General features: G+C 62.8%; 16 protein-coding genes. 10 read left to right on the plus strand and 6 right to left on the minus strand.

What is annotated here, in order from left to right; all coding sequences use genetic code 11:
• Positions 1-131: 131 nt before the first annotated feature.
• From gyrB to dnaA, 3 genes are all read right to left on the minus strand, one after another.
• Entirely contained in the window at positions 132-2,603 is a 2,472-nt protein-coding gene (gene gyrB, locus AB4Y34_RS18760; protein ID WP_176109862.1) for a DNA topoisomerase (ATP-hydrolyzing) subunit B, read from the minus strand.
• 114 nt (positions 2,604-2,717) lie between these two features.
• Positions 2,718-3,821: a DNA polymerase III subunit beta gene (gene dnaN, locus AB4Y34_RS18765; protein ID WP_176122385.1), complete on the minus strand. Its 1,104-nt coding sequence runs from the start codon at positions 3,819-3,821 to the stop codon at positions 2,718-2,720.
• A 484-nt stretch (positions 3,822-4,305) separates the two neighbouring features.
• Complete coding sequence (dnaA, locus tag AB4Y34_RS18770) at positions 4,306-5,904, minus strand: chromosomal replication initiator protein DnaA (RefSeq protein WP_217710764.1); 1,599 nt, start codon at positions 5,902-5,904, stop codon at positions 4,306-4,308.
• A 383-nt stretch (positions 5,905-6,287) separates the two neighbouring features.
• Here dnaA and rpmH point away from each other — a divergent pair, with 383 nt between their 5' ends.
• The 4 genes from rpmH (at position 6,288) to yidC (ending at position 8,953) form a co-directional block, all read left to right on the plus strand.
• On the plus strand, positions 6,288-6,422 hold the full coding sequence (gene rpmH / locus AB4Y34_RS18775; RefSeq protein ID WP_004198824.1) for a 50S ribosomal protein L34: 135 nt from the start codon (positions 6,288-6,290) through the stop codon (positions 6,420-6,422).
• Between the two features lie 10 nt (positions 6,423-6,432).
• Positions 6,433-6,921 carry a ribonuclease P protein component gene (locus AB4Y34_RS18780; RefSeq protein WP_176380624.1) on the plus strand — a complete coding sequence of 163 codons (489 nt, stop codon included), beginning with the start codon at positions 6,433-6,435 and terminating at the stop codon, positions 6,919-6,921.
• Between the two features lie 112 nt (positions 6,922-7,033).
• The gene (yidD, locus tag AB4Y34_RS18785; protein WP_013091032.1) at positions 7,034-7,264 is read left to right on the plus strand and encodes a membrane protein insertion efficiency factor YidD; all 231 of its coding nucleotides are present in this window, start codon (positions 7,034-7,036) and stop codon (positions 7,262-7,264) included.
• Between the two features lie 30 nt (positions 7,265-7,294).
• Positions 7,295-8,953 carry a membrane protein insertase YidC gene (gene yidC / locus AB4Y34_RS18790; protein WP_368716833.1) on the plus strand — a complete coding sequence of 553 codons (1,659 nt, stop codon included), beginning with the start codon at positions 7,295-7,297 and terminating at the stop codon, positions 8,951-8,953.
• Between the two features lie 125 nt (positions 8,954-9,078).
• On the opposite strand, the gene AB4Y34_RS18795 is transcribed toward yidC, so the two are convergent.
• Positions 9,079-9,486 carry an XRE family transcriptional regulator gene (locus tag AB4Y34_RS18795; protein WP_176109867.1) on the minus strand — a complete coding sequence of 136 codons (408 nt, stop codon included), beginning with the start codon at positions 9,484-9,486 and terminating at the stop codon, positions 9,079-9,081.
• A 380-nt stretch (positions 9,487-9,866) separates the two neighbouring features.
• Here AB4Y34_RS18795 and mnmE point away from each other — a divergent pair, with 380 nt between their 5' ends.
• The 3 genes from mnmE to AB4Y34_RS18810 all read left to right on the plus strand — a co-directional run bounded on the left by mnmE (position 9,867) and on the right by AB4Y34_RS18810 (position 13,046).
• Positions 9,867-11,261, plus strand: a complete 1,395-nt coding sequence (gene mnmE, locus AB4Y34_RS18800; protein ID WP_368716834.1) for a tRNA uridine-5-carboxymethylaminomethyl(34) synthesis GTPase MnmE — start codon at positions 9,867-9,869, stop codon at positions 11,259-11,261.
• Positions 11,262-11,448: 187 nt separating this feature from the next.
• The gene (locus AB4Y34_RS18805; RefSeq protein ID WP_176380620.1) at positions 11,449-12,639 is read left to right on the plus strand and encodes an integrase arm-type DNA-binding domain-containing protein; all 1,191 of its coding nucleotides are present in this window, start codon (positions 11,449-11,451) and stop codon (positions 12,637-12,639) included.
• A 245-nt stretch (positions 12,640-12,884) separates the two neighbouring features.
• Entirely contained in the window at positions 12,885-13,046 is a 162-nt protein-coding gene (locus AB4Y34_RS18810; RefSeq protein ID WP_176109870.1) for a hypothetical protein, read from the plus strand.
• A 98-nt stretch (positions 13,047-13,144) separates the two neighbouring features.
• On the opposite strand, the gene AB4Y34_RS18815 is transcribed toward AB4Y34_RS18810, so the two are convergent.
• Positions 13,145-13,474 carry an ecotin precursor gene (locus tag AB4Y34_RS18815; RefSeq protein ID WP_368716835.1) on the minus strand — a complete coding sequence of 110 codons (330 nt, stop codon included), beginning with the start codon at positions 13,472-13,474 and terminating at the stop codon, positions 13,145-13,147.
• Positions 13,475-13,747: 273 nt separating this feature from the next.
• Between AB4Y34_RS18815 and AB4Y34_RS18820 the strand changes: the two genes are divergently transcribed.
• The gene (locus tag AB4Y34_RS18820) at positions 13,748-14,863 is read left to right on the plus strand and encodes a diguanylate cyclase (RefSeq protein WP_368716836.1); all 1,116 of its coding nucleotides are present in this window, start codon (positions 13,748-13,750) and stop codon (positions 14,861-14,863) included.
• Between the two features lie 27 nt (positions 14,864-14,890).
• Here AB4Y34_RS18820 and AB4Y34_RS18825 read toward each other — a convergent pair whose 3' ends face one another.
• Entirely contained in the window at positions 14,891-15,730 is an 840-nt protein-coding gene (locus tag AB4Y34_RS18825) for an SDR family oxidoreductase (RefSeq protein WP_176380617.1), read from the minus strand.
• 175 nt (positions 15,731-15,905) lie between these two features.
• Between AB4Y34_RS18825 and AB4Y34_RS18830 the strand changes: the two genes are divergently transcribed.
• Together AB4Y34_RS18830 and AB4Y34_RS18835 are read left to right on the plus strand one after the other, a co-directional pair.
• Positions 15,906-16,841, plus strand: coding sequence for a GlxA family transcriptional regulator (locus AB4Y34_RS18830; RefSeq protein WP_368716837.1), 936 nt, complete (start codon positions 15,906-15,908; stop codon positions 16,839-16,841).
• 103 nt (positions 16,842-16,944) lie between these two features.
• Positions 16,945-17,370, plus strand: a complete 426-nt coding sequence (locus tag AB4Y34_RS18835; RefSeq protein ID WP_018436978.1) for an HIT family protein — start codon at positions 16,945-16,947, stop codon at positions 17,368-17,370.
• The last annotated feature ends 61 nt before the right edge of the window (positions 17,371-17,431 follow it).

Here is a 17,431-nt window from a genome sequence, read left to right on the forward strand (position 1 = left end):
CGAATATCGTAGCGCCTCTCCCTTAGGCATGCGATGGCGGCAAAAAAGAAAGGGCCTGCAAGTCTTCCAACTTGCAGGCCCGGACAACCACCGATCGCCGGTTAAATCATCGGCCCGGCCAATCATCCACTTCAAACATCAATATTCCCCGCCCTCAACGCATTAGACTCGATGAAAGCCCGACGCGGCTCCACATCATCCCCCATAAGCGTAGTAAAGATGCCATCAGCAGCAATAGCATCCTCAATCTGCACCCGCAGCAGCCGCCGCACTTGCGGATCCATGGTCGTCTCCCAAAGCTGCTCAGGATTCATCTCACCGAGGCCTTTATAGCGCTGCTTGGACATATTCCGCTCAGCGTCAGCCAGCAACCACTTCATTGCACTCTTGAAGTCGGTGACAGCCATACTCCGCTCCCCGCGCTTGATCACAGCGCCAGCCCCAATCAACCCCTTAAACGTATTAGCGGTATTAACAAGCTGCTGATAATCGGCAGTCAGCTGAAACTCTTCATCGATCACGGAAATCTTCTGATTCCCATGATGCGTGCGCGCGACGCGCAGCGAGCGCAGCTCTCGCACCGGGTCATACATCGTGGTCACGGTCACATCAGGCTTCAGCGCGTCATCCCGCAGCTTCGCTTCGAGCGCGCGAGCCGAAGCCTCAGCCGCCTGCTCGCTGGAGAGATCGACAGCGACGCCATCCATCACCGCCTCGAGCGCGCCAGCGTCGTACAGTCGGCTCAACCGATCAACCACCGCCTGTGCCAACAGATACGACCGCGCCAACTCACCGAGTGCATCCCCAGTGATCGGAGTCGCCCCTTCAGAAGCCACCAACTCCGACCCCTGCAACGCGAGCCGAAGAATATGCGCATTAACTTCCGACTCATCCTTCAGATACCGCTCATCCTTCCCCGCCTTGATCTTGTACAGCGGCGGCTGCGCGATATAGATATACCCGCGCTCGATCATCTCCGGCATCTGCCGATAGAAGAACGTCAACAACAGCGTCCGGATGTGCGCACCGTCAACGTCCGCATCGGTCATGATGATGATGCGGTGATAGCGCAGCTTGTCGAGGTTGTAGTCTTCCTTGCCGATGCCGCATCCAAGCGCGGTAATCAGCGTAACGATCTGCTCGGAAGACAGCAGCTTGTCGTAACGCGCCTTCTCGACGTTCAGCACCTTGCCGCGCAGCGGCAAGATAGCCTGGAACTTCCGATCACGCCCCTGCTTCGCCGACCCACCCGCCGAGTCACCCTCGACGATATAAATCTCCGACTTCGCCGGATCCTTCTCCTGACAATCCGCGAGCTTCCCAGGCAAACCAACGCCATCGAGCACGCCCTTACGACGCGTCATCTCACGCGCCTTGCGCGCCGCATCGCGCGCACGCGCCGCATCGACGATCTTGCCGCAGATGATCTTCGCGTCGCCCGGCGTCTCGAGCAGGAATTCCTCGAGCGCCTTCGCGACTACTTCTTCCACCGGCGCGCGGACTTCCGACGACACCAGCTTGTCCTTCGTCTGCGAGCTGAACTTCGGCTCCGGCACCTTCACCGAGAGCACGCACGACAGCCCTTCACGCATGTCGTCGCCCGACGTTTCGACCTTCGCCTTCTTCGCGACTTCGTGATCGGCGATGTACTTGTTAAGCACGCGCGTCATCGCCGCACGCAAACCGGTAAGGTGCGTGCCGCCGTCGCGCTGGGGAATATTGTTCGTGAAGCACAGCACGTTTTCGTTGTAGCTGTCGTTCCACTGCATCGCCACTTCGACGCCCACACCATCCTTTTCACCCATGATGTGAAAGATGTTCGGGTGCAGTACGGACTTGTTCTTGTTGATGTACTCGACAAAGCCCTTCACGCCGCCGACGAACGCGAAATCTTCCTCTTTGCCCGAGCGCTGATCGAGCAAGCGAATCCGCACGCCGTTATTGAGGAACGAAAGCTCACGAATCCGCTTCGCGAGAATGTCGTAGTGATATTCGACATTGCCGAAAATCGTGTCATCGGCCATGAAATGCACTTCGGTGCCGCGGTTTTCGGTGTCGCCGATCACCTGCATCGGCGACGTGGTCACGCCGTCGATTTCTTCGAGCACGCGGTTCTGCGGCACGCCACGATGGAATTCCATGAAGTGCTTCTTGCCATCGCGGCGCACCGTGAGGCGCAGCCACGCCGACAGCGCGTTCACGCACGACACGCCGACACCGTGGAGGCCGCCCGACACCTTGTAGCTGTTCTGGTCGAACTTGCCGCCGGCGTGCAGCTCGGTCATCACGATTTCAGCGGCGCTGCGCTTCGGATCGTGCTTGTCGTCCATCTTCAGGCCGGTCGGCACGCCGCGGCCGTTGTCGGTGATCGAGATCGAGTTGTCCGCGTGGATGATCACCTGAATGTCGTTGCAATGCCCGGCGAGCGCTTCGTCGATCGAGTTGTCGAGCACTTCGAACACGAGGTGGTGCAGACCGGTGCCATCCGATGTATCCCCGATGTACATTCCAGGCCGCTTGCGCACGGCTTCCAGACCTTCGAGGATCTGGATGGACGAGGCGCCGTAGCTGTTATCGGGCTGCGTATTGTTCATGTCAGTCATGGATTTTTTCCGGTTCTGCGTTACTGCGAGATTGCTGCTCTGGACTTTTCAAAACGCCATAAAAACGCCAAAGGGGCGCTGCGCCCCTTGGTGTTCTTCTTGATGTTGGACGCGTCAGATGCGCATCGGCATCACCACGTACTTGAATTCGTCGTTCTCGGGAATCGTGATCAACGCGCTGGAGCTGGCATCACCCAGGCTCACCTGCAACATGTCGACCTTCAGGTTCGCGAGCACGTCGAGCAGATACGTGACGTTGAACCCGATGTCGACGCTGTCGCCGTCGTATGCGATTTCCAGTTCTTCCTGCGCCTCTTCCTGATCGGCGTTGGTTGACATGATCTTCAACTGGCCCGGCTCGACGATGCAGCGCACGCCCTTGAACTTATCCGACGTCAGAATCGCCGCACGTTGCAGCGAGCGCTGCAGTTCTTCACGGCCGATCTGGAATTTGTTCTTGTGGGACTTCGGAATCACTCGCTGGAAGTCGGGGAACTTGCCTTCCACGAGCTTCGACACGAGTTCGACCTGGCCGAACGTGAACTTGACCTGGGTCTGCGCGATGTCGATCTTGACCGTGTCGTCGATGTCTTCGAGCAGGCGCTGCAGTTCGAGAATCGTCTTGCGCGGAATGATCACTTCCTGGCGCGCAAACGAGCCTTCGATCTTCATCGACGAGAACGCGAGGCGGTGGCCGTCCGTCGCGACTGCCATCAGCTGGTCGCCGTCCACCACCAGCAGCATGCCGTTCAGGTAGTAGCGGATGTCCTGCTGGGCCATCGAGAAATGGACCATGCCGAGCAGCTGGCGGAACGTCTTTTGCGGAACCACGAGGCTCGCGCCGTAGTCTTTAGCCTGAGCGACGGTCGGGAATTCATCCGCGGCGAGCGTTTGCAGCGCAAAGCGGCTCTTGCCGGATTGCACGGTCAGGCGCTTGTCGTTCAGCGTGAGCGTGACCTGGCCGTCGGGCATGGCGCGCAGAATGTCGAGGAGCTTGCGCGCCGCCACCGTGGTCGCGACCGAATCGCCGCCCACGCCGAAATCGGCGCGCGTGGTGATCTGCAACTCGAGGTCGGTCGACAGGAACGATACGTCAGGACCGTTCTTGGTGATCAGCAAATTGGCGAGGATCGGCAACGTATGGCGGCGTTCGACGATGCCGCTCACGGTTTGCAGCGGCCTGAGGAGGTTGTCGCGTTCGGTCTTGACCAGTTGCATAGGGTTCCTTCGTTGATATAACGGCCTGCACGCCTTACGGGACAAGCATTTCAGCGTGCAGCCACGGCTCCCCGCCGGCGCCCTGAAAAGCGCCCGACACGGCGTGAAATCCGCCCGTCGCCGCCGGGCGGTTAAACCTGTATTGTGCCTGAAAACGGGACCGCCTCACTAAAATGGGGGCGAGTTCGGGAATAAACAGGTCGATTTTGCGGGGCGTAGTCCGGGTTGCCGACGGTTTTTCACGCCGCGGCCCGGCGCTACCGGTTCGCAGGCGCGTTTTTCCGTCACTTCGGGCCGGTTTCACCGCAAATTCATCGCGGGTTCGCCGCGTTTTTGCGTCGCTTCTGCCCGCTTGCCGTCGCGTTCCTTGCCATTCCCCGTCAGGACCCGGCTGCGCCGCCGGGTTGTTGGTCCCCTGCCCGTTTCTCTATGTCACAGCGATTGGTGCCGCCGTCCGTTTCGCAATCGCGTGCGGCCAGCCCATTTAGCCCTTCAGTGTCTGTTCCAGCACGTGCAGTTCGTGGTTCAACTGCGCGTCCTTGCTGCGCTCGTCGGCGATCTTGCGCACAGCGTGCAGCACCGTTGTGTGGTCGCGCCCGCCGAACAGCTCGCCGATTTCCGGCAGGCTCTTCTGCGTCAGTTCCTTCGCCAGGTACATCGCGATCTGCCGCGGCCGCGCGATGTTCGCCGGACGCTTCTTCGAATACATGTCCGCGACCTTGATGCTGTAAAAGTCGGCGACCGTCTTCTGGATGTTTTCCACCGAGATCTGCCGGTTCTGCACCGTCAGCAGATCTTTCAGCGCTTCCTTGGTCAGTTCGATCGTGATTTCGCGGCCATGGAACTTCGAATACGCGAGGATCTTGCGCAGCGCGCCCTCGAGCTCACGCACGTTCGAGCGCAGATGCTTCGCGACGAAGAACGCCACGTCCTCATTCAGGCTCACGAACTCCGATTGCGCCTTGCGCATCAGAATCGCGACGCGCATTTCGAGTTCGGGCGGCTCGATCGCCACCGTCAGGCCCGAGTCGAAGCGTGAAATCAGGCGGTCGTCGATACCCGAGATTTCCTTCGGATACGTATCGCTCGTGATGATCACCTGCGCCTTGTTTGCGACCAGCGCCTCGAATGCGTAGAAGAATTCCTCTTGTGTGCGCGACTTGCCCGAAAAGAACTGAATATCGTCGATCAGCAGCAGGTCGAGCGAGTGGTAGTAGCGCTTGAAATCGTCGAACGCCTTGCGCTGGTACGCCTTCACGACATCGGACACGTACTGTTCCGCGTGGATGTAGCGAATCCGCGCGCCGGGCTTGTCCATCAGCAACTGGTTGCCGATCGCATGGATCAGGTGGGTCTTGCCGAGGCCCACGCCACCGTACAGAAACAGCGGGTTATACGAGATGCCGGGATTGTCGGCGACCTGAATCGCCGCAGCGCGGGCGAGCTGGTTCGCCTTACCGGTCACGAAGTTGTCGAAGGTCAGGACGGGGTTCAGCTTCGAGCGCTCGTACATCGAGTCGCTTTCGCTGGTTGCCGCCGCGCCCGCGCCTTGGCCCGGCCGCCACGTGCGGCGCCCAGCGGCGGCTTCGTTCGCGTCGAGGCTCGGCAGATCGAGGTCGGCGGCGTCTTCGGCGGCGCTGCGCGGATTCGCGTTTTGCGCGGCGAGCGCCGCTGCCGCGGCTGCGGGATTCGCGCGCGCGGCATGCGCGGCCTGCACGGCGCCGACGGCGGCATCCACGGCTGCGACGCCGCCGGCATTACCGCCTTGCGGCGCGGTCGAAGCCGGGCGCGCCGACGACGGAGTCGGCGCAGCGGCCGCCGGGCCGCGCATACCGGCCTTCGGATCCAGTACGAATTGCACGTCCACCGGCGCGTGCCAGAAATCGCGGGCCATATCCGCGATGCGGCCGGAGAACTGGCTCTTGACCCAGTCGAGCTTGAAGCGGTTCGGCGCGGCAATGCTCAACGTGTTCGCATCGGCGTCGAAGGCGACCGGGGCCAAGGGTTTGATCCACGTCACGTACTGCTGGGGCGTAAGCTCACGCTCCAGCAATGCGGAACAGTGTTGCCAGAATTCGTTCATCAAGTTGCTATCGTTATGGTGTGCACGGCGGTCGCCGCTGCCCCTGTCGCGCGCCCGCAACAAGGCCCTCAGCAGCCAGGCGTAACGGCCCCAGGCGCTTGTGCCACAAGGGTCTGCGGAACAAGCGTGCCGGAGCGACGTGCAACATTTTTGGGAAGTAAGGCGAGATTCTAACGCCAAAACGGACCCGAAAGTGAGTTATCCACAGGGTCCGATCACCGCGGCCCGCAAACCCCGGTTGCGTCAGAAGGAGGCTAAACTATTGACGGCCAACGGAAAACCAGTTTAAATAGCGGGTTCCGCGAAAACCAATTCCAGTAAACCACCGGCCATTGCGCTTTCAGCGATGATCGCGCGGTTTTTTTCGATCAAGTGAGAGCAACATGAAACGTACTTACCAACCTTCCGTTACCCGTCGCAAGCGCACCCATGGCTTCCGCGTTCGCATGAAGACCGCTGGCGGCCGCAAGGTCATCAACGCACGTCGCGCGAAGGGCCGCAAGCGCCTCGCGATCTAAGGCAAGCGGATTGCGCGCTGTGACCGAAGCCCGCGGCGAAGCGGGAGCGGCCGGGGCGCGGCAACCGGGCTCGGTTCCGTTGCGAGCGCAAGCCGCCTTCCCCAAAGCCGCAAGGCTGCTAAAAACGGATGAATTTTCATCCGTTTTTCGTTTGCGGCCGTGGCGCCGTACCGCGCACTTCGTCGTGTACGGCCGGCCCACCGGCAACGAGGCGCGTCTTGGCCTCGTGATCGGCAAGAAGTATGCGCCGCGCGCGGCCACGCGGAATCTGGTGCGTCGGATCGCGCGTGAAGCCTTCCGGCTGCGTCGCGCGGAATTCGGCGGTTGGGATGTGCTGCTGCGTCTACACACGCGTTTCGACAAAAAAGCTTTGCCGAGCGCGTCATCGTTGCCGTTGAAGGCGCTGTGCCGCAGCGAAATCGAGGCGTTGCTCGACAAGGCAGCGCGCGAAATTACCCGTCGTCAGGCGCCGCCCGCGGAGGCGCCCAGGACGGAATGACGCAGTGACCGCCCGCACAGCGGTCGCCGCAACGGGCGTTGCGCCGGCAGCTACAGGGCGCGGGCGTCGCCCGGTACTTCACGTTGCGCGGCACCGTACGGCCGCATCTGCCATGCAAACGGTACTTCTCGCTTTATTGCGTTTTTACAAGCTTGCCGTGAGCCCCATGCTCGGCAACCGATGCCGTTTTTACCCTTCCTGCTCTGATTACGCGCGCGAGGCAATCCAGTATCATGGCGCCGCGCGCGGGACTTATCTCGCCGTGAGGCGTGTTTGCCGCTGTCACCCGTTTTCCGCGGGCGGCATCGATCTCGTCCCGCCACCCACTTCTGAAAAGCGCTGACGCGCCGTTCCATCGACACTGAGACAACGCATGGATATCAAACGCACCGTCCTATGGGTCATCTTTTTTATGTCAGCTGTCATGCTGTTCGACAACTGGCAACGCGACCACGGACGCCCGTCGATGTTCTTCCCGAGCACGACGCCGACCCAGACCGCCGGCACTGCCGCGCCGGGCACCACGACGCCGGGCACCCAGCCGGCCGACCTGCCGGCCACTAACGCGGCCGCGCCCGGCAACGCGCCGGCGGCCGAGCAATCGCATCTCGTGAAATTCGGCACAGACGTCTACACCGGCGAAATCGACACCCGCGGCGGCACACTGTCGCGCCTGTCGCTCATCAAGCAGGGCGACGGCAAGCAGCCGGATCTCGTGATCACGCTGTTCGACAAGACCAACAGCCACACGTATCTCGCACGCACCGGCCTGCTCGGCGGTGACTTCCCGAATCACAACGACGTCTTCACGCTGATGCCGAATCAGCCGACCCAGCTGGCAGAAGGTCAGAACTCGTTCCAGATGAGTTTCGAGTCGCCGGAAAAGGGCGGCCTCCGGGTCATCAAGACGTATACGTTCACGCGCGGCAGCTACGTGATCGGCGTCGAGACGAAGGTCCAGAACGTCGGCACCTCGCCGGTGACGCCGCAGGTCTATATGGAACTCGTGCGCGACGACCAGCCGGTCGAAACGCCGCGCTTCTCGCACACGTTCATCGGACCGGCCGTCTACACGGACGAGCATCACTTCCAGAAGATGACGTTCAGCGATCTCGACAAGAACAAGCAGAACTTCGTGGCGTCGGCCAACGACGGCTGGGTCGCGATGGTCCAGCACTACTTCGCGTCGGCCTGGATTCCGCAGGAAGGCGTGAAGCGTGACTTCTACGCCGAGAAGATTGATCCGTCGCTGTATCGCGTCGGTATGAAGCAGGCAATGCCGACCATCCAGCCGGGCCAGACCGTCAGCGTGTCCGCGCGTCTGTTCGCCGGTCCGGAAGAAGAGCAGATGCTCGCGGGCATCGCGCCGGGCCTCGATCTGGTGAAGGACTACGGCTGGGTCACGATCATCGCGAAGCCGCTGTTCTGGCTGCTGTCGAAGATCCACAGCTACGTCGGCAACTGGGGCTGGTCGATCGTGCTGCTCACGCTGCTGATCAAGGCGGTGTTCTTCCCGCTGTCGGCCGCGAGCTACAAGTCGATGGCGCGCATGAAGGCGATCACGCCGCGCATGCAGGCACTGCGCGAGCGCTTCAAGGGCGATCCGCAGAAGATGAACGCGGCGCTCATGGAGCTGTACAAGACCGAGAAGGTCAATCCGTTCGGCGGCTGTCTACCGGTCGTGATCCAGATTCCGGTGTTTATCTCGCTGTACTGGGTGCTGCTGTCGTCGGTGGAAATGCGCGGCGCGCCGTGGATTTGGTGGATTCAGGATCTGTCGCAGCAGGACCCGTATTTCATCCTGCCGGTGCTGATGGCCGTATCGATGTTCCTGCAGACCAAGCTGAACCCGACGCCGCCAGACCCGATTCAAGCCAAGATGATGATGTTCATGCCAATCGCGTTCTCGGTGATGTTCTTCTTCTTCCCCGCGGGTCTCGTGCTGTACTACGTCGTGAACAACGTGCTGTCGATCGCGCAGCAGTACTACATCACGCGGATGATGGGCACTTCGAAGGCGAAGCCGGCCTGATATTGCGTCGCACGGCGGCCTCCATGGCCGCCGTGTCGCAAAGCTGAAAACGAAAAAAGCCGCCCGGCGCGAACCGGGCGGCTTTTTTCATGGTGCGGTCGAAGGAAATGCGACGGTTTCGACGTTCACTCTTCGTCGGAATCTTCGCCGTAAAAGCGCACGATCATTTCCTCGACCAGATTCCGATCCTTCGGGGTCAACGATGCAATCTTCGACGCGAGCTCGATCGTTTCGGGTGTCGGCGGATATTTTTCGCCACGGGCCATCGGCCGTGCGCTGGCGCCGGGCGGCGGTCCGTAATGGAGCCAGTGCTCCTTGACGTTCAACCATTCGGCGAGCGTGCGCAACTTGTCCGGCTTCGGAATCGTCGTACCCGTCAGCCATTTGTGCGCGGTCTGGGGTGTTACGGGACGCTCGCCGTGATAGCGAAGATTGAACTGCTCGGCGAGTTTGGTCCCGCCGCGGATTTTCAGCGGCTCGAGCAGATCTTTCAGCCTCTTGGCGAAGGCGGCTTTTTCTTTGTCGGTCGGCATGGGCCAGATTGTGCAATTCAGAGTTCAACCAGTTGACAACCGACCAAGCTTTGTTTTCTCTTATTCGAGATAGTTTTAGCTTGCAGCGTGCGCCCGATAAAGCGTTGCGCGAATTCGATTTTTTTCATCTCTTTATTGCCTGGCTTGGCTTTGCCTGAACAGCCGGTGCTGCCGAGTCTCAATTATTCTTAAGTAGCGCGATAATAATCCTAGCTTACTTGGGATAAATCTGAGATGTTCAAGCGATAGCGAAAACAGACGCGTCATCCGCTTCGTGTCCTTCCCGCGAGCCCTTTCGTCCGAAGCGGGCGCGTTACAATGCCTCGCGCCGACTCGACCAACGCGGCCCTGCCCTTCCCCTCCCGTTTCGCAGACTTCACATGCTCACGACCGACTCCGATCCCATCGTCGCCATTGCTACCGCGCCCGGCCGGGGAGGCATCGGCGTCGTGCGGATTTCTTTCGGCCGTGCCGGCGCGGCGGCGGCCCAGCCTTTGATGCAGGCCCTCACCGGCCAGATGCTCGCGGCGCGTCACGCGAGCTACGTGCCGTTTCTCGACGCGAGCGGCAATCCGCTCGACCGCGGCATCGCGCTGTACTTTCCGGCGCCGCATTCGTATACCGGCGAGCACGTGCTCGAACTGCAGGGCCATGGCGGGCCGGTCGTGCTGCAATTGGTCCTGCAGCGCTGCATCGACGCCGGCCGCGCGTTCGGCCTGCGGCTCGCCGAGCCCGGCGAATTCACGCGTCGCGCGTTTCTGAACGACAAGCTCGACCTCGCGCAGGCCGAAGCCGTCGCCGATCTGATCGAGGCGAGCACCGAGGCCGCCGCGCGTTCGGCCGGCCGCTCGCTCGACGGCGCGTTCTCGCGCGACATCCACGCGCTGGTCGAAGAGGTGATCACGCTGCGGATGCTGGTCGAAGCGACGCTGGACTTCCCGGAAGAGGAAATCGACTTCCTCGAAGCCGCCGACGCGCGCGGCAAGCTCGCGCGCATTCGCGAGCGTCTCGCGCATGTGCTGCGCGAGGCACGCCAGGGAGCGCTGCTGCGCGAGGGCTTGTCGGTGGTGCTGGCGGGGCAGCCGAACGTCGGCAAGTCGTCGCTGCTGAATGCGCTCGCTGGCGCCGAACTCGCGATCGTCACACCGATCGCCGGCACGACTCGCGACAAGGTCGCGCAGACAATCCAGATCGAAGGCATCCCGCTCCACGTGATCGACACGGCGGGCCTGCGCGACACCGAGGACGAGGTCGAGAAGATCGGCATCGAGCGCACATGGGGCGAGATCGAGCGCGCGGACGTGGTGCTGCATCTGCTCGACGCGCGCGCCGGCATGACGACCGACGACGAAACGATCGCCGGACGTTTTCCGCGCGGCGTGCCGGTCGTGCGTGTGCTGAACAAGACCGACCTGACCGGACTCGCGCCCGCCACGCAAGCGCTCGACGCCGATCTCGAACTCAGCGAGGTGCGGCTGTCGGCGAAGAAGGGTGACGGCGTCTCGTTGTTGCGCGACGAACTGCTGCGGATTGCCGGCTGGCAGGCGGGCGCGGAGAGCGTCTATCTCGCGCGCGAGCGTCACCTGATTGCATTGCGCGCGGCCGACGAGCATCTGGCGACCGCCGCCGCGCATGCGGAGCAGAACGCGCAGGCACTCGATCTGTTCGCCGAGGAATTGCGGCTCGCGCAGGATCAGTTGAATTCGATCACGGGTGAGTTCAGCTCGGACGATCTGCTCGGAGTGATTTTCAGCCGATTCTGCATCGGCAAGTAACGCCGAACTCGTGAGTCGGCAGGATTCCGCGGCGACATAACGCTCTGCGGTCGAATAGCCGCTGCTGCCACGCAATCGAAAATCGCATTCTGTCAACCAAAAATCACTCAGATTTTTGGTACACAACCGTGGTAAAAGTCTAAAATCCCCGCTGTCCCAACCTAAACGACGTACAGCGTCCCACAGCATGCCCCGCCTCGCCACCCCGCTCACCGAATCCGAGATCCGCGCGCTCGAACCGCGCGCGACCCGCTACTGTGTCGCCGACGGCAACGGCCTCGTGATCGAAGTCATGACGACCGGCACCAAGGTCTGGCGCTTCCGCTATACGTTGAATGGCAAGCGTCAGCCGCTCGCGACGATCGGCGATTACCGGATGATTTCGCTGCGCGTCGCGCGCGCGAAGGCCCAGAGGTACGCGGCACTCGTCGCGCAGGGCATCTCGCCGGTGGCGACCGCGCGGCGCGATCGAGGCGCCGAAAGCAAGGCCGACGTGCTGCGCGAAGCGGCCGAGCTTTATGTTGCGACGGCGCTGGCCGGCAAGTCGGACGAATATCGCCGCACCACCCGGCGCGCGCTCGACAAGGACGTGCTACCCGCGATCGGCAACAAGCCGATCGGCGCGGTCACCGCTGACGACATCGTCGCGATCTGCGAGCGCATCAAAAGCCGCGGCGCGCCGAAGATGGCGCTGCACACGCGCAACGTCGTGAAGCGCCTGTACGCATACCTGATCGCACGTCAGCTTGCGACCAGCAACCCAGCGGAAGTCGTGCCGGCGCGCTCGATCGCGACCTTCGACAGCCGCACCCGCGTGCTGTCCGGCGCCGAGATCGGCGTCATGCTGCGCACCATCGATACGTCGAATATCCGGCGCCCGCTGAAGCTAGCGCTGCACCTGCTGGTGCTGACGATGGCGCGCAAATCGGACCTCATCGAATCCAGATGGGCCGAGTTCGATCTCGACAACGCGCTATGGACAATCCCCGCTGCCCGCCTGCACGCGCGCGAGGACCGCATCGTACGTCTGCCGCGGCAGGCGGTTGCTTTGCTGCGCGAGCTGCAGCGCGCGCGCACCAGCGAGACGTACGTGTTCCCGAGCGTCAGGGGCGACGATCGGCCGATCGCGAAAAGTACGCTGAACCAGGCAGTCAAGGCATTGGGGCTCGACGTGGAGCATTTCGTGCTGCATGACTTTCGTCGCACCGCGTCGACGCATCTGCGCGACATGGAGCAGCAATCAGCCGCGACACGCGACATCACGAATCGTGAAGCAACCGACGAAGCAGCGCGGGACCGTCGCATGCTTCAGAGTTGGGCGGACTTTGTCGATAGCCAGATGGAAGTCGCACGGCAGACCGCGAACGGGACGGCTTGACGGCATCGTCATGGGTTTTGGCGAGATGTGACGCTTGCCGCCATGCCGGAATCAGGATGGTACACAGGCCGATGCGACCTCGTCCGAAACCCAATCGAACAAAGGAAAGTCATTAAAAAATAAGGTTTCTAAACCGCGCGAAAATGCGCCTTTTTCCGGTATTCAAGACCGTTTCACATCATCGTTCTTTCCCCGCTTCCTTCGCCTACACTGAGAGATGGATGCAAGCAGATACGGAGGTTTCGATGCCTGAATCAATGCTCGCCTATCTGATGGGGCCTGCCGTCATGCTGGTGGTCGGCTTTGCCATCTGGATGATGTCGCGTCACCGCGACCCGTCCAAACCGCCCAAGCTCGAGCGCTGGCTCGACACGCATTACGCGGAGTGGCTGCATCACAAGCATTAAGGCGTGCCTCAATGAAAAAAGGCCGTCGCATCGAGCGACGGCCTTTTTGTCTGCGCGCTGCCAGGCTGGATCATCCGCGCATCAGAGCCATGCCACGTTCACCACTGCGGCTCGGGTTGCGGCTGTGCATAGCCGTACCGTCCGGGCGGCGGTGCGCCGCACGCGACATAGGCGCGCTGATACTGGTCATAGCAATATCCGGGCGGCGGTGCCACGTAGGCCGGCGCGGGCTGATACGCGGGCTCGGCATAAACCGGCTGCGGATACGCGACCAATGGTGCCGGCGTCAACGCCGAGCTGACCACCGCGCCCAGCACCGCGCCGCCGATCAGCGCACCCACCACGTCGCCGCCGTGTCCGTGCGCGGACGCCTGGCCCGCCACCGTCAAACTACCCGCCATTACCAACGCCACTGCGATCTTTTTCATATTGAGCTCCCGCCGTTCAGGCATGGACGAATTGTCGCTGGCGCTGGCGGAAATAGATGCTGCAGTTGGTAACCGTACATTAACTCTGTAACAGGCGCATAACGTCGGATGCGTCAGCCCACGCAGAGCATTGCGCGGCTTCAGCGAGGACGATTGCCGGGCTGGTCTCGTCGCGGGCGCCGACTATTATCTGACCAATGGCGATGGTCAAAGAGCGCCCCGCCTCTCTGCAACCTGACATGCCTTCCCTGACCTTCCTTCGCGCTGAACCACATGGACACCTCTAACCCGCCCCAGAACGTCGCAACGCTGCATCCCGCAGACGAAGCACAGGCGCAGGCGCATGCGCTCGTCGCGGAGGATCCACCGCGTCTCGCCATCGACGACTCGTTCGCGCCCATCCTCGCCGACGCGCCGGCGGGCGAGTGCCCGATCACGGTGCTGCTGGTCGATGACCAGCCGGTCATCGCCGACGCGGTGCGCGAGGCGCTCGCCGACGAGCCGGGCGTCGACTTTCACTACCGCGCGTCCTGGGAAGACGCGGTGCGCTGCGCCGAGGAAACTCGCGCGACGGTGATTCTGCAAGATCTCGCGATGCCGGGCGCCGACGGTCTGACGCTGGTGCGGCAATATCGGCTGAACCCGGCCACGCGCGACATCCCGATCATCGCGCTGTCGACCAAAGAAGAGCCGCTCGTCAAAAGCGCGGCGTTCGCGGCCGGCTCGAACGATTACCTCGTCAAGCTGCCGGATCGCATCGAACTGATCGCGCGCATCCGCTATCACTCGCGCTCGTATCTGAACCTGCAGCAGCGCGACGAGGCATACCGCGCGCTGCGGCAGTTACAGCAGCAACTGCTGGCGACGAATCTGGAGTTGCAGCGGCGCACGCATTCGGACGGTCTGACTGGCCTGTCGAACCGCCGCTACCTGGACCAGCATCTGGCCGACGAATGGCGCCGCGGCACGCGCGACAAGACCGGCCTCGGCCTCCTGATGATCGACGTCGATCACCTCAAGGCCTACAACGACACCTACGGGCACGTCGCCGGCGACGAAGTGCTGAAGAGCGTCGCGCATACGATCGAAGCGTGCCTCGGCCATTCACCGGATCTCGCCGCGCGCTTCGGCGGCGACGAGTTCGCGGTGGTCGTGCCGGGCACGTCGGCGGGCGGCTTGCGCCTGCTCGCGGAGAAAATCCGCATCGCTGTCGAAGACCTCGCGATCACGCATGCGGGCTCGGCAGAGGGTGTCGTCACGGTCAGCATCGGCGCGGCGATGGTGCTGCCGTCGGCGGCCGAACCGGTCACGTCGCTGATCGAGGCCGCCAGCGTCGGCCTGTATCGCGCGAAACACGACGGCAAGAATCAGGTCGCTGTGAGCGGCTGAGTCTTGCGCTGCCCTACCCCCTTTGTTTCACGCCGCCACGGCGCGCGTATAGCGCTCGGCCGGCGCGCTGCGCGACAGATTCGGCTGCAGATGCAGACGCGCGCTGTTCAGACGCTCCCAGTCGGCGGCATCGGGCAACGACGGGATCGTCACCAGCTCACCCTGGTCGAGACCGGCAAGCGCCGCGTCGACCATGTCCTCGGCGCTCATCACGATTTGCGCAGGCAGGTTCTCGACCGCGAGACCCGCGCGATCCCAGAACGCGGTACTCGTCGCGCCCGGCAGCACCGCCTGCAGCCGCACACCCTTGCCGCCCACCTCGTGATGCAGCGACTGCGTGAGGTTCAGCACGTACGCCTTGGTGCCGCTATAGGTGCCGTTCAGCAATTCCGGCGACAGCGCGACGATCGACGAGATATTGATCACCGTGCCCGCGCCACGCGCGATGAAACCCGGCAACACGGCCGCCGTCAGGCGCGTGAGCGACGTGACGTTCAGGTCGATCATCTTCTCCAGTTCATCGATGTCGGAGTCGAGCAGCGTCGCGGTCGCGCCGACGCCCGCGTTGTTGACCAGCATCGTGATGCCGCGCTCGGCGCGCAACTGGTTCTCGATGCGGCGCACGTCGGCCTTGTTGGTCAGATCGGCGCTGACGGTGCTCACGCGCCGGCCGGTCTCCTTCGTCAGCCGCTCGGCTAGGCTGCTGAGGCGCGCGCCGTCGCGCGCGATCAGCAGCAAATCGTAGCCGCGTCGCGCGAGCCGATCCGCGTAGACCGCACCGATCCCCGACGATGCGCCAGTGACCACCGCCGTGCCCTTACCTCCGTTCGAATCGCCTTGTACGCCCTTCTCTGCCTGCGTTGCCATTGAAGCTCTCCTTGCGGGCTGCGCACGATGCGACCGCCCTGACTGGTGAATGGGAACATCCGTGAACTCGCCGTCTCGCGGCTTTCGCGCTGGTGCGGCGGTGTTGACGAGCTGAGTCTAGGCGCGTACCGTCTTGTCTCAAATGTCGTATTTCCCTCGTTTCAGGACATCGCAAATGAAACGCATCGGCGTAGTGGTGTTTCCGGGCTTCCAGATCCTCGACATGGTCGCGGTATCGATTTTCGAACTCGCCAATCAGGACACCGACGAACCCGCGTACGACGTCACGGTGATCTCCGAGCACGGCGGCATGGTGCGCAGTTCGGCGGGCGTCGAGGTCGCGACGCGGCCGTTCGGCGATCCCGCCTATGACACGGTGATCGTCACCGGCGCGATGGAAATCGCGCCGTCGTCGCCGGGACTGCTCGCGTTTCTGAACGACGCCCTCGCCGCCTCGCGCCGCACCGCGAGCATTTGCACCGGCGCGTTCGTCCTCGCCGAAGCGGGCATCCTGGACGGCCGCCACGCGACCACTCATTGGGCGCATGCGCGCGATCTGCAGCGGCGCTTTCCGCGCGCGCGGGTCGACGAGGACCGCATCTTCATCGTCGACGGCTCGGTGTGGACGTCGGCCGGCATGACCGCGTGCATCGATCTGTGCCTCGCGCTGGTCGAGAACGACCTCGGCGTCGCGGCGTCGCGCGCGATCGCGAAAAAGCTCGTCGTCTATCACCGCCGCACCGGCGGGCAGTCGCAATACTCGGCGATGCTCGATCTCGAACCGAAGTCCGATCGGATCCAGAACGCGCTGTCGTATGCGAAGAGTCATCTGCGCGAGCCGCTGAGCGTCGAACAGCTCGCCGATGTCGCGCATCTGAGCCCGCGCCAGTTCAGCCGCGCGTTTCGCGACGAGACGCGCCAATCGCCGGCTCGCGCAATCGAGGCGCTGCGCGTCGAAGCGGCCCGCACGATGCTCGAAACCGGCCGTCATTCGATCGAAACGGTCGCAGCCGACACTGGCTTCATCGACCCCGAGCGGATGCGGCGCGCGTTTTTGCGCGCGTTCGGCCACCCGCCTCAAGCGATCCGGCGCGCCGCACGCGTGGCGTAAGCATTCGGGTAGAAAATAGGAAGCCCGCGATGCGAAGCTGCGCGAAACAGCGGCGTCCCGCTCGACCCATGAATCGAAACCAGACCAAACGAAAGGAAACGCGATGAGCTACAACGACAGCAACCCGTTCGCCAAAATCTTGCGCGGCGAACTACCGTGTATCAAGGTGGCCGAAAACGACCAGGCGCTGGCTTTCATGGACTTGATGCCGCAAGCCGACGGTCATCTGCTCGTCGTGCCGAAGGAAGCGGTCGCGGAGATTTTCGATCTGTCGGATGTGGCGCTCGTCGCGTCCGCACGCATGGCGCAAAAGCTCGCGATCGCGGTGCGCGCGGCGCTGCGTCCGGACGGCGTGTTCATCGGCCAGTTCAACGGCGCGGCGGCGGGACAGACGGTGCCGCACGTCCATTTCCATGTGATTCCGCGCTGGGAAGGCCAGCCGTTGAAGCTGCATGCGCGCGAGGTCGCCGACGCCGACACGCTTGAAGCGCTCGCCAAACGGATTCGCGCACACTGGCGCGCCCATTGAAGCGCGACGTGTGGGCCTGCCGACACATTGCCGCGCCAGGCATAACGGTCACGTGCGGTAA

This window comes from Paraburkholderia sp. BR10954, assembly GCF_040965775.1.
GTDB classification, from domain to species: domain Bacteria; phylum Pseudomonadota; class Gammaproteobacteria; order Burkholderiales; family Burkholderiaceae; genus Paraburkholderia; species Paraburkholderia youngii.

What these genes read in the sequence shown, in the direction of transcription:
- AB4Y34_RS18835 (WP_018436978.1), top strand. Translation starts at nt 16,945, where the DNA reads ATGAGCTACAACGACAGCAACCCGTTCGCCAAAATCTTGCGCGGCGAA.
- dnaN (WP_176122385.1), bottom strand. Translation starts at nt 3,821, where the DNA reads ATGCAACTGGTCAAGACCGAACGCGACAACCTCCTCAGGCCGCTGCAA.
- AB4Y34_RS18795 (WP_176109867.1), bottom strand. Translation starts at nt 9,486, where the DNA reads ATGCCGACCGACAAAGAAAAAGCCGCCTTCGCCAAGAGGCTGAAAGAT.
- AB4Y34_RS18815 (WP_368716835.1), bottom strand. Translation starts at nt 13,474, where the DNA reads ATGAAAAAGATCGCAGTGGCGTTGGTAATGGCGGGTAGTTTGACGGTG.
- AB4Y34_RS18830 (WP_368716837.1), top strand. Translation starts at nt 15,906, where the DNA reads ATGAAACGCATCGGCGTAGTGGTGTTTCCGGGCTTCCAGATCCTCGAC.
- AB4Y34_RS18810 (WP_176109870.1), top strand. Translation starts at nt 12,885, where the DNA reads ATGCCTGAATCAATGCTCGCCTATCTGATGGGGCCTGCCGTCATGCTG.
- yidC (WP_368716833.1), top strand. Translation starts at nt 7,295, where the DNA reads ATGGATATCAAACGCACCGTCCTATGGGTCATCTTTTTTATGTCAGCT.
- gyrB (WP_176109862.1), bottom strand. Translation starts at nt 2,603, where the DNA reads ATGACTGACATGAACAATACGCAGCCCGATAACAGCTACGGCGCCTCG.
- yidD (WP_013091032.1), top strand. Translation starts at nt 7,034, where the DNA reads ATGCAAACGGTACTTCTCGCTTTATTGCGTTTTTACAAGCTTGCCGTG.
- mnmE (WP_368716834.1), top strand. Translation starts at nt 9,867, where the DNA reads ATGCTCACGACCGACTCCGATCCCATCGTCGCCATTGCTACCGCGCCC.
- dnaA (WP_217710764.1), bottom strand. Translation starts at nt 5,904, where the DNA reads ATGAACGAATTCTGGCAACACTGTTCCGCATTGCTGGAGCGTGAGCTT.
- AB4Y34_RS18820 (WP_368716836.1), top strand. Translation starts at nt 13,748, where the DNA reads ATGGACACCTCTAACCCGCCCCAGAACGTCGCAACGCTGCATCCCGCA.
- rpmH (WP_004198824.1), top strand. Translation starts at nt 6,288, where the DNA reads ATGAAACGTACTTACCAACCTTCCGTTACCCGTCGCAAGCGCACCCAT.
- AB4Y34_RS18805 (WP_176380620.1), top strand. Translation starts at nt 11,449, where the DNA reads ATGCCCCGCCTCGCCACCCCGCTCACCGAATCCGAGATCCGCGCGCTC.
- AB4Y34_RS18825 (WP_176380617.1), bottom strand. Translation starts at nt 15,730, where the DNA reads ATGGCAACGCAGGCAGAGAAGGGCGTACAAGGCGATTCGAACGGAGGT.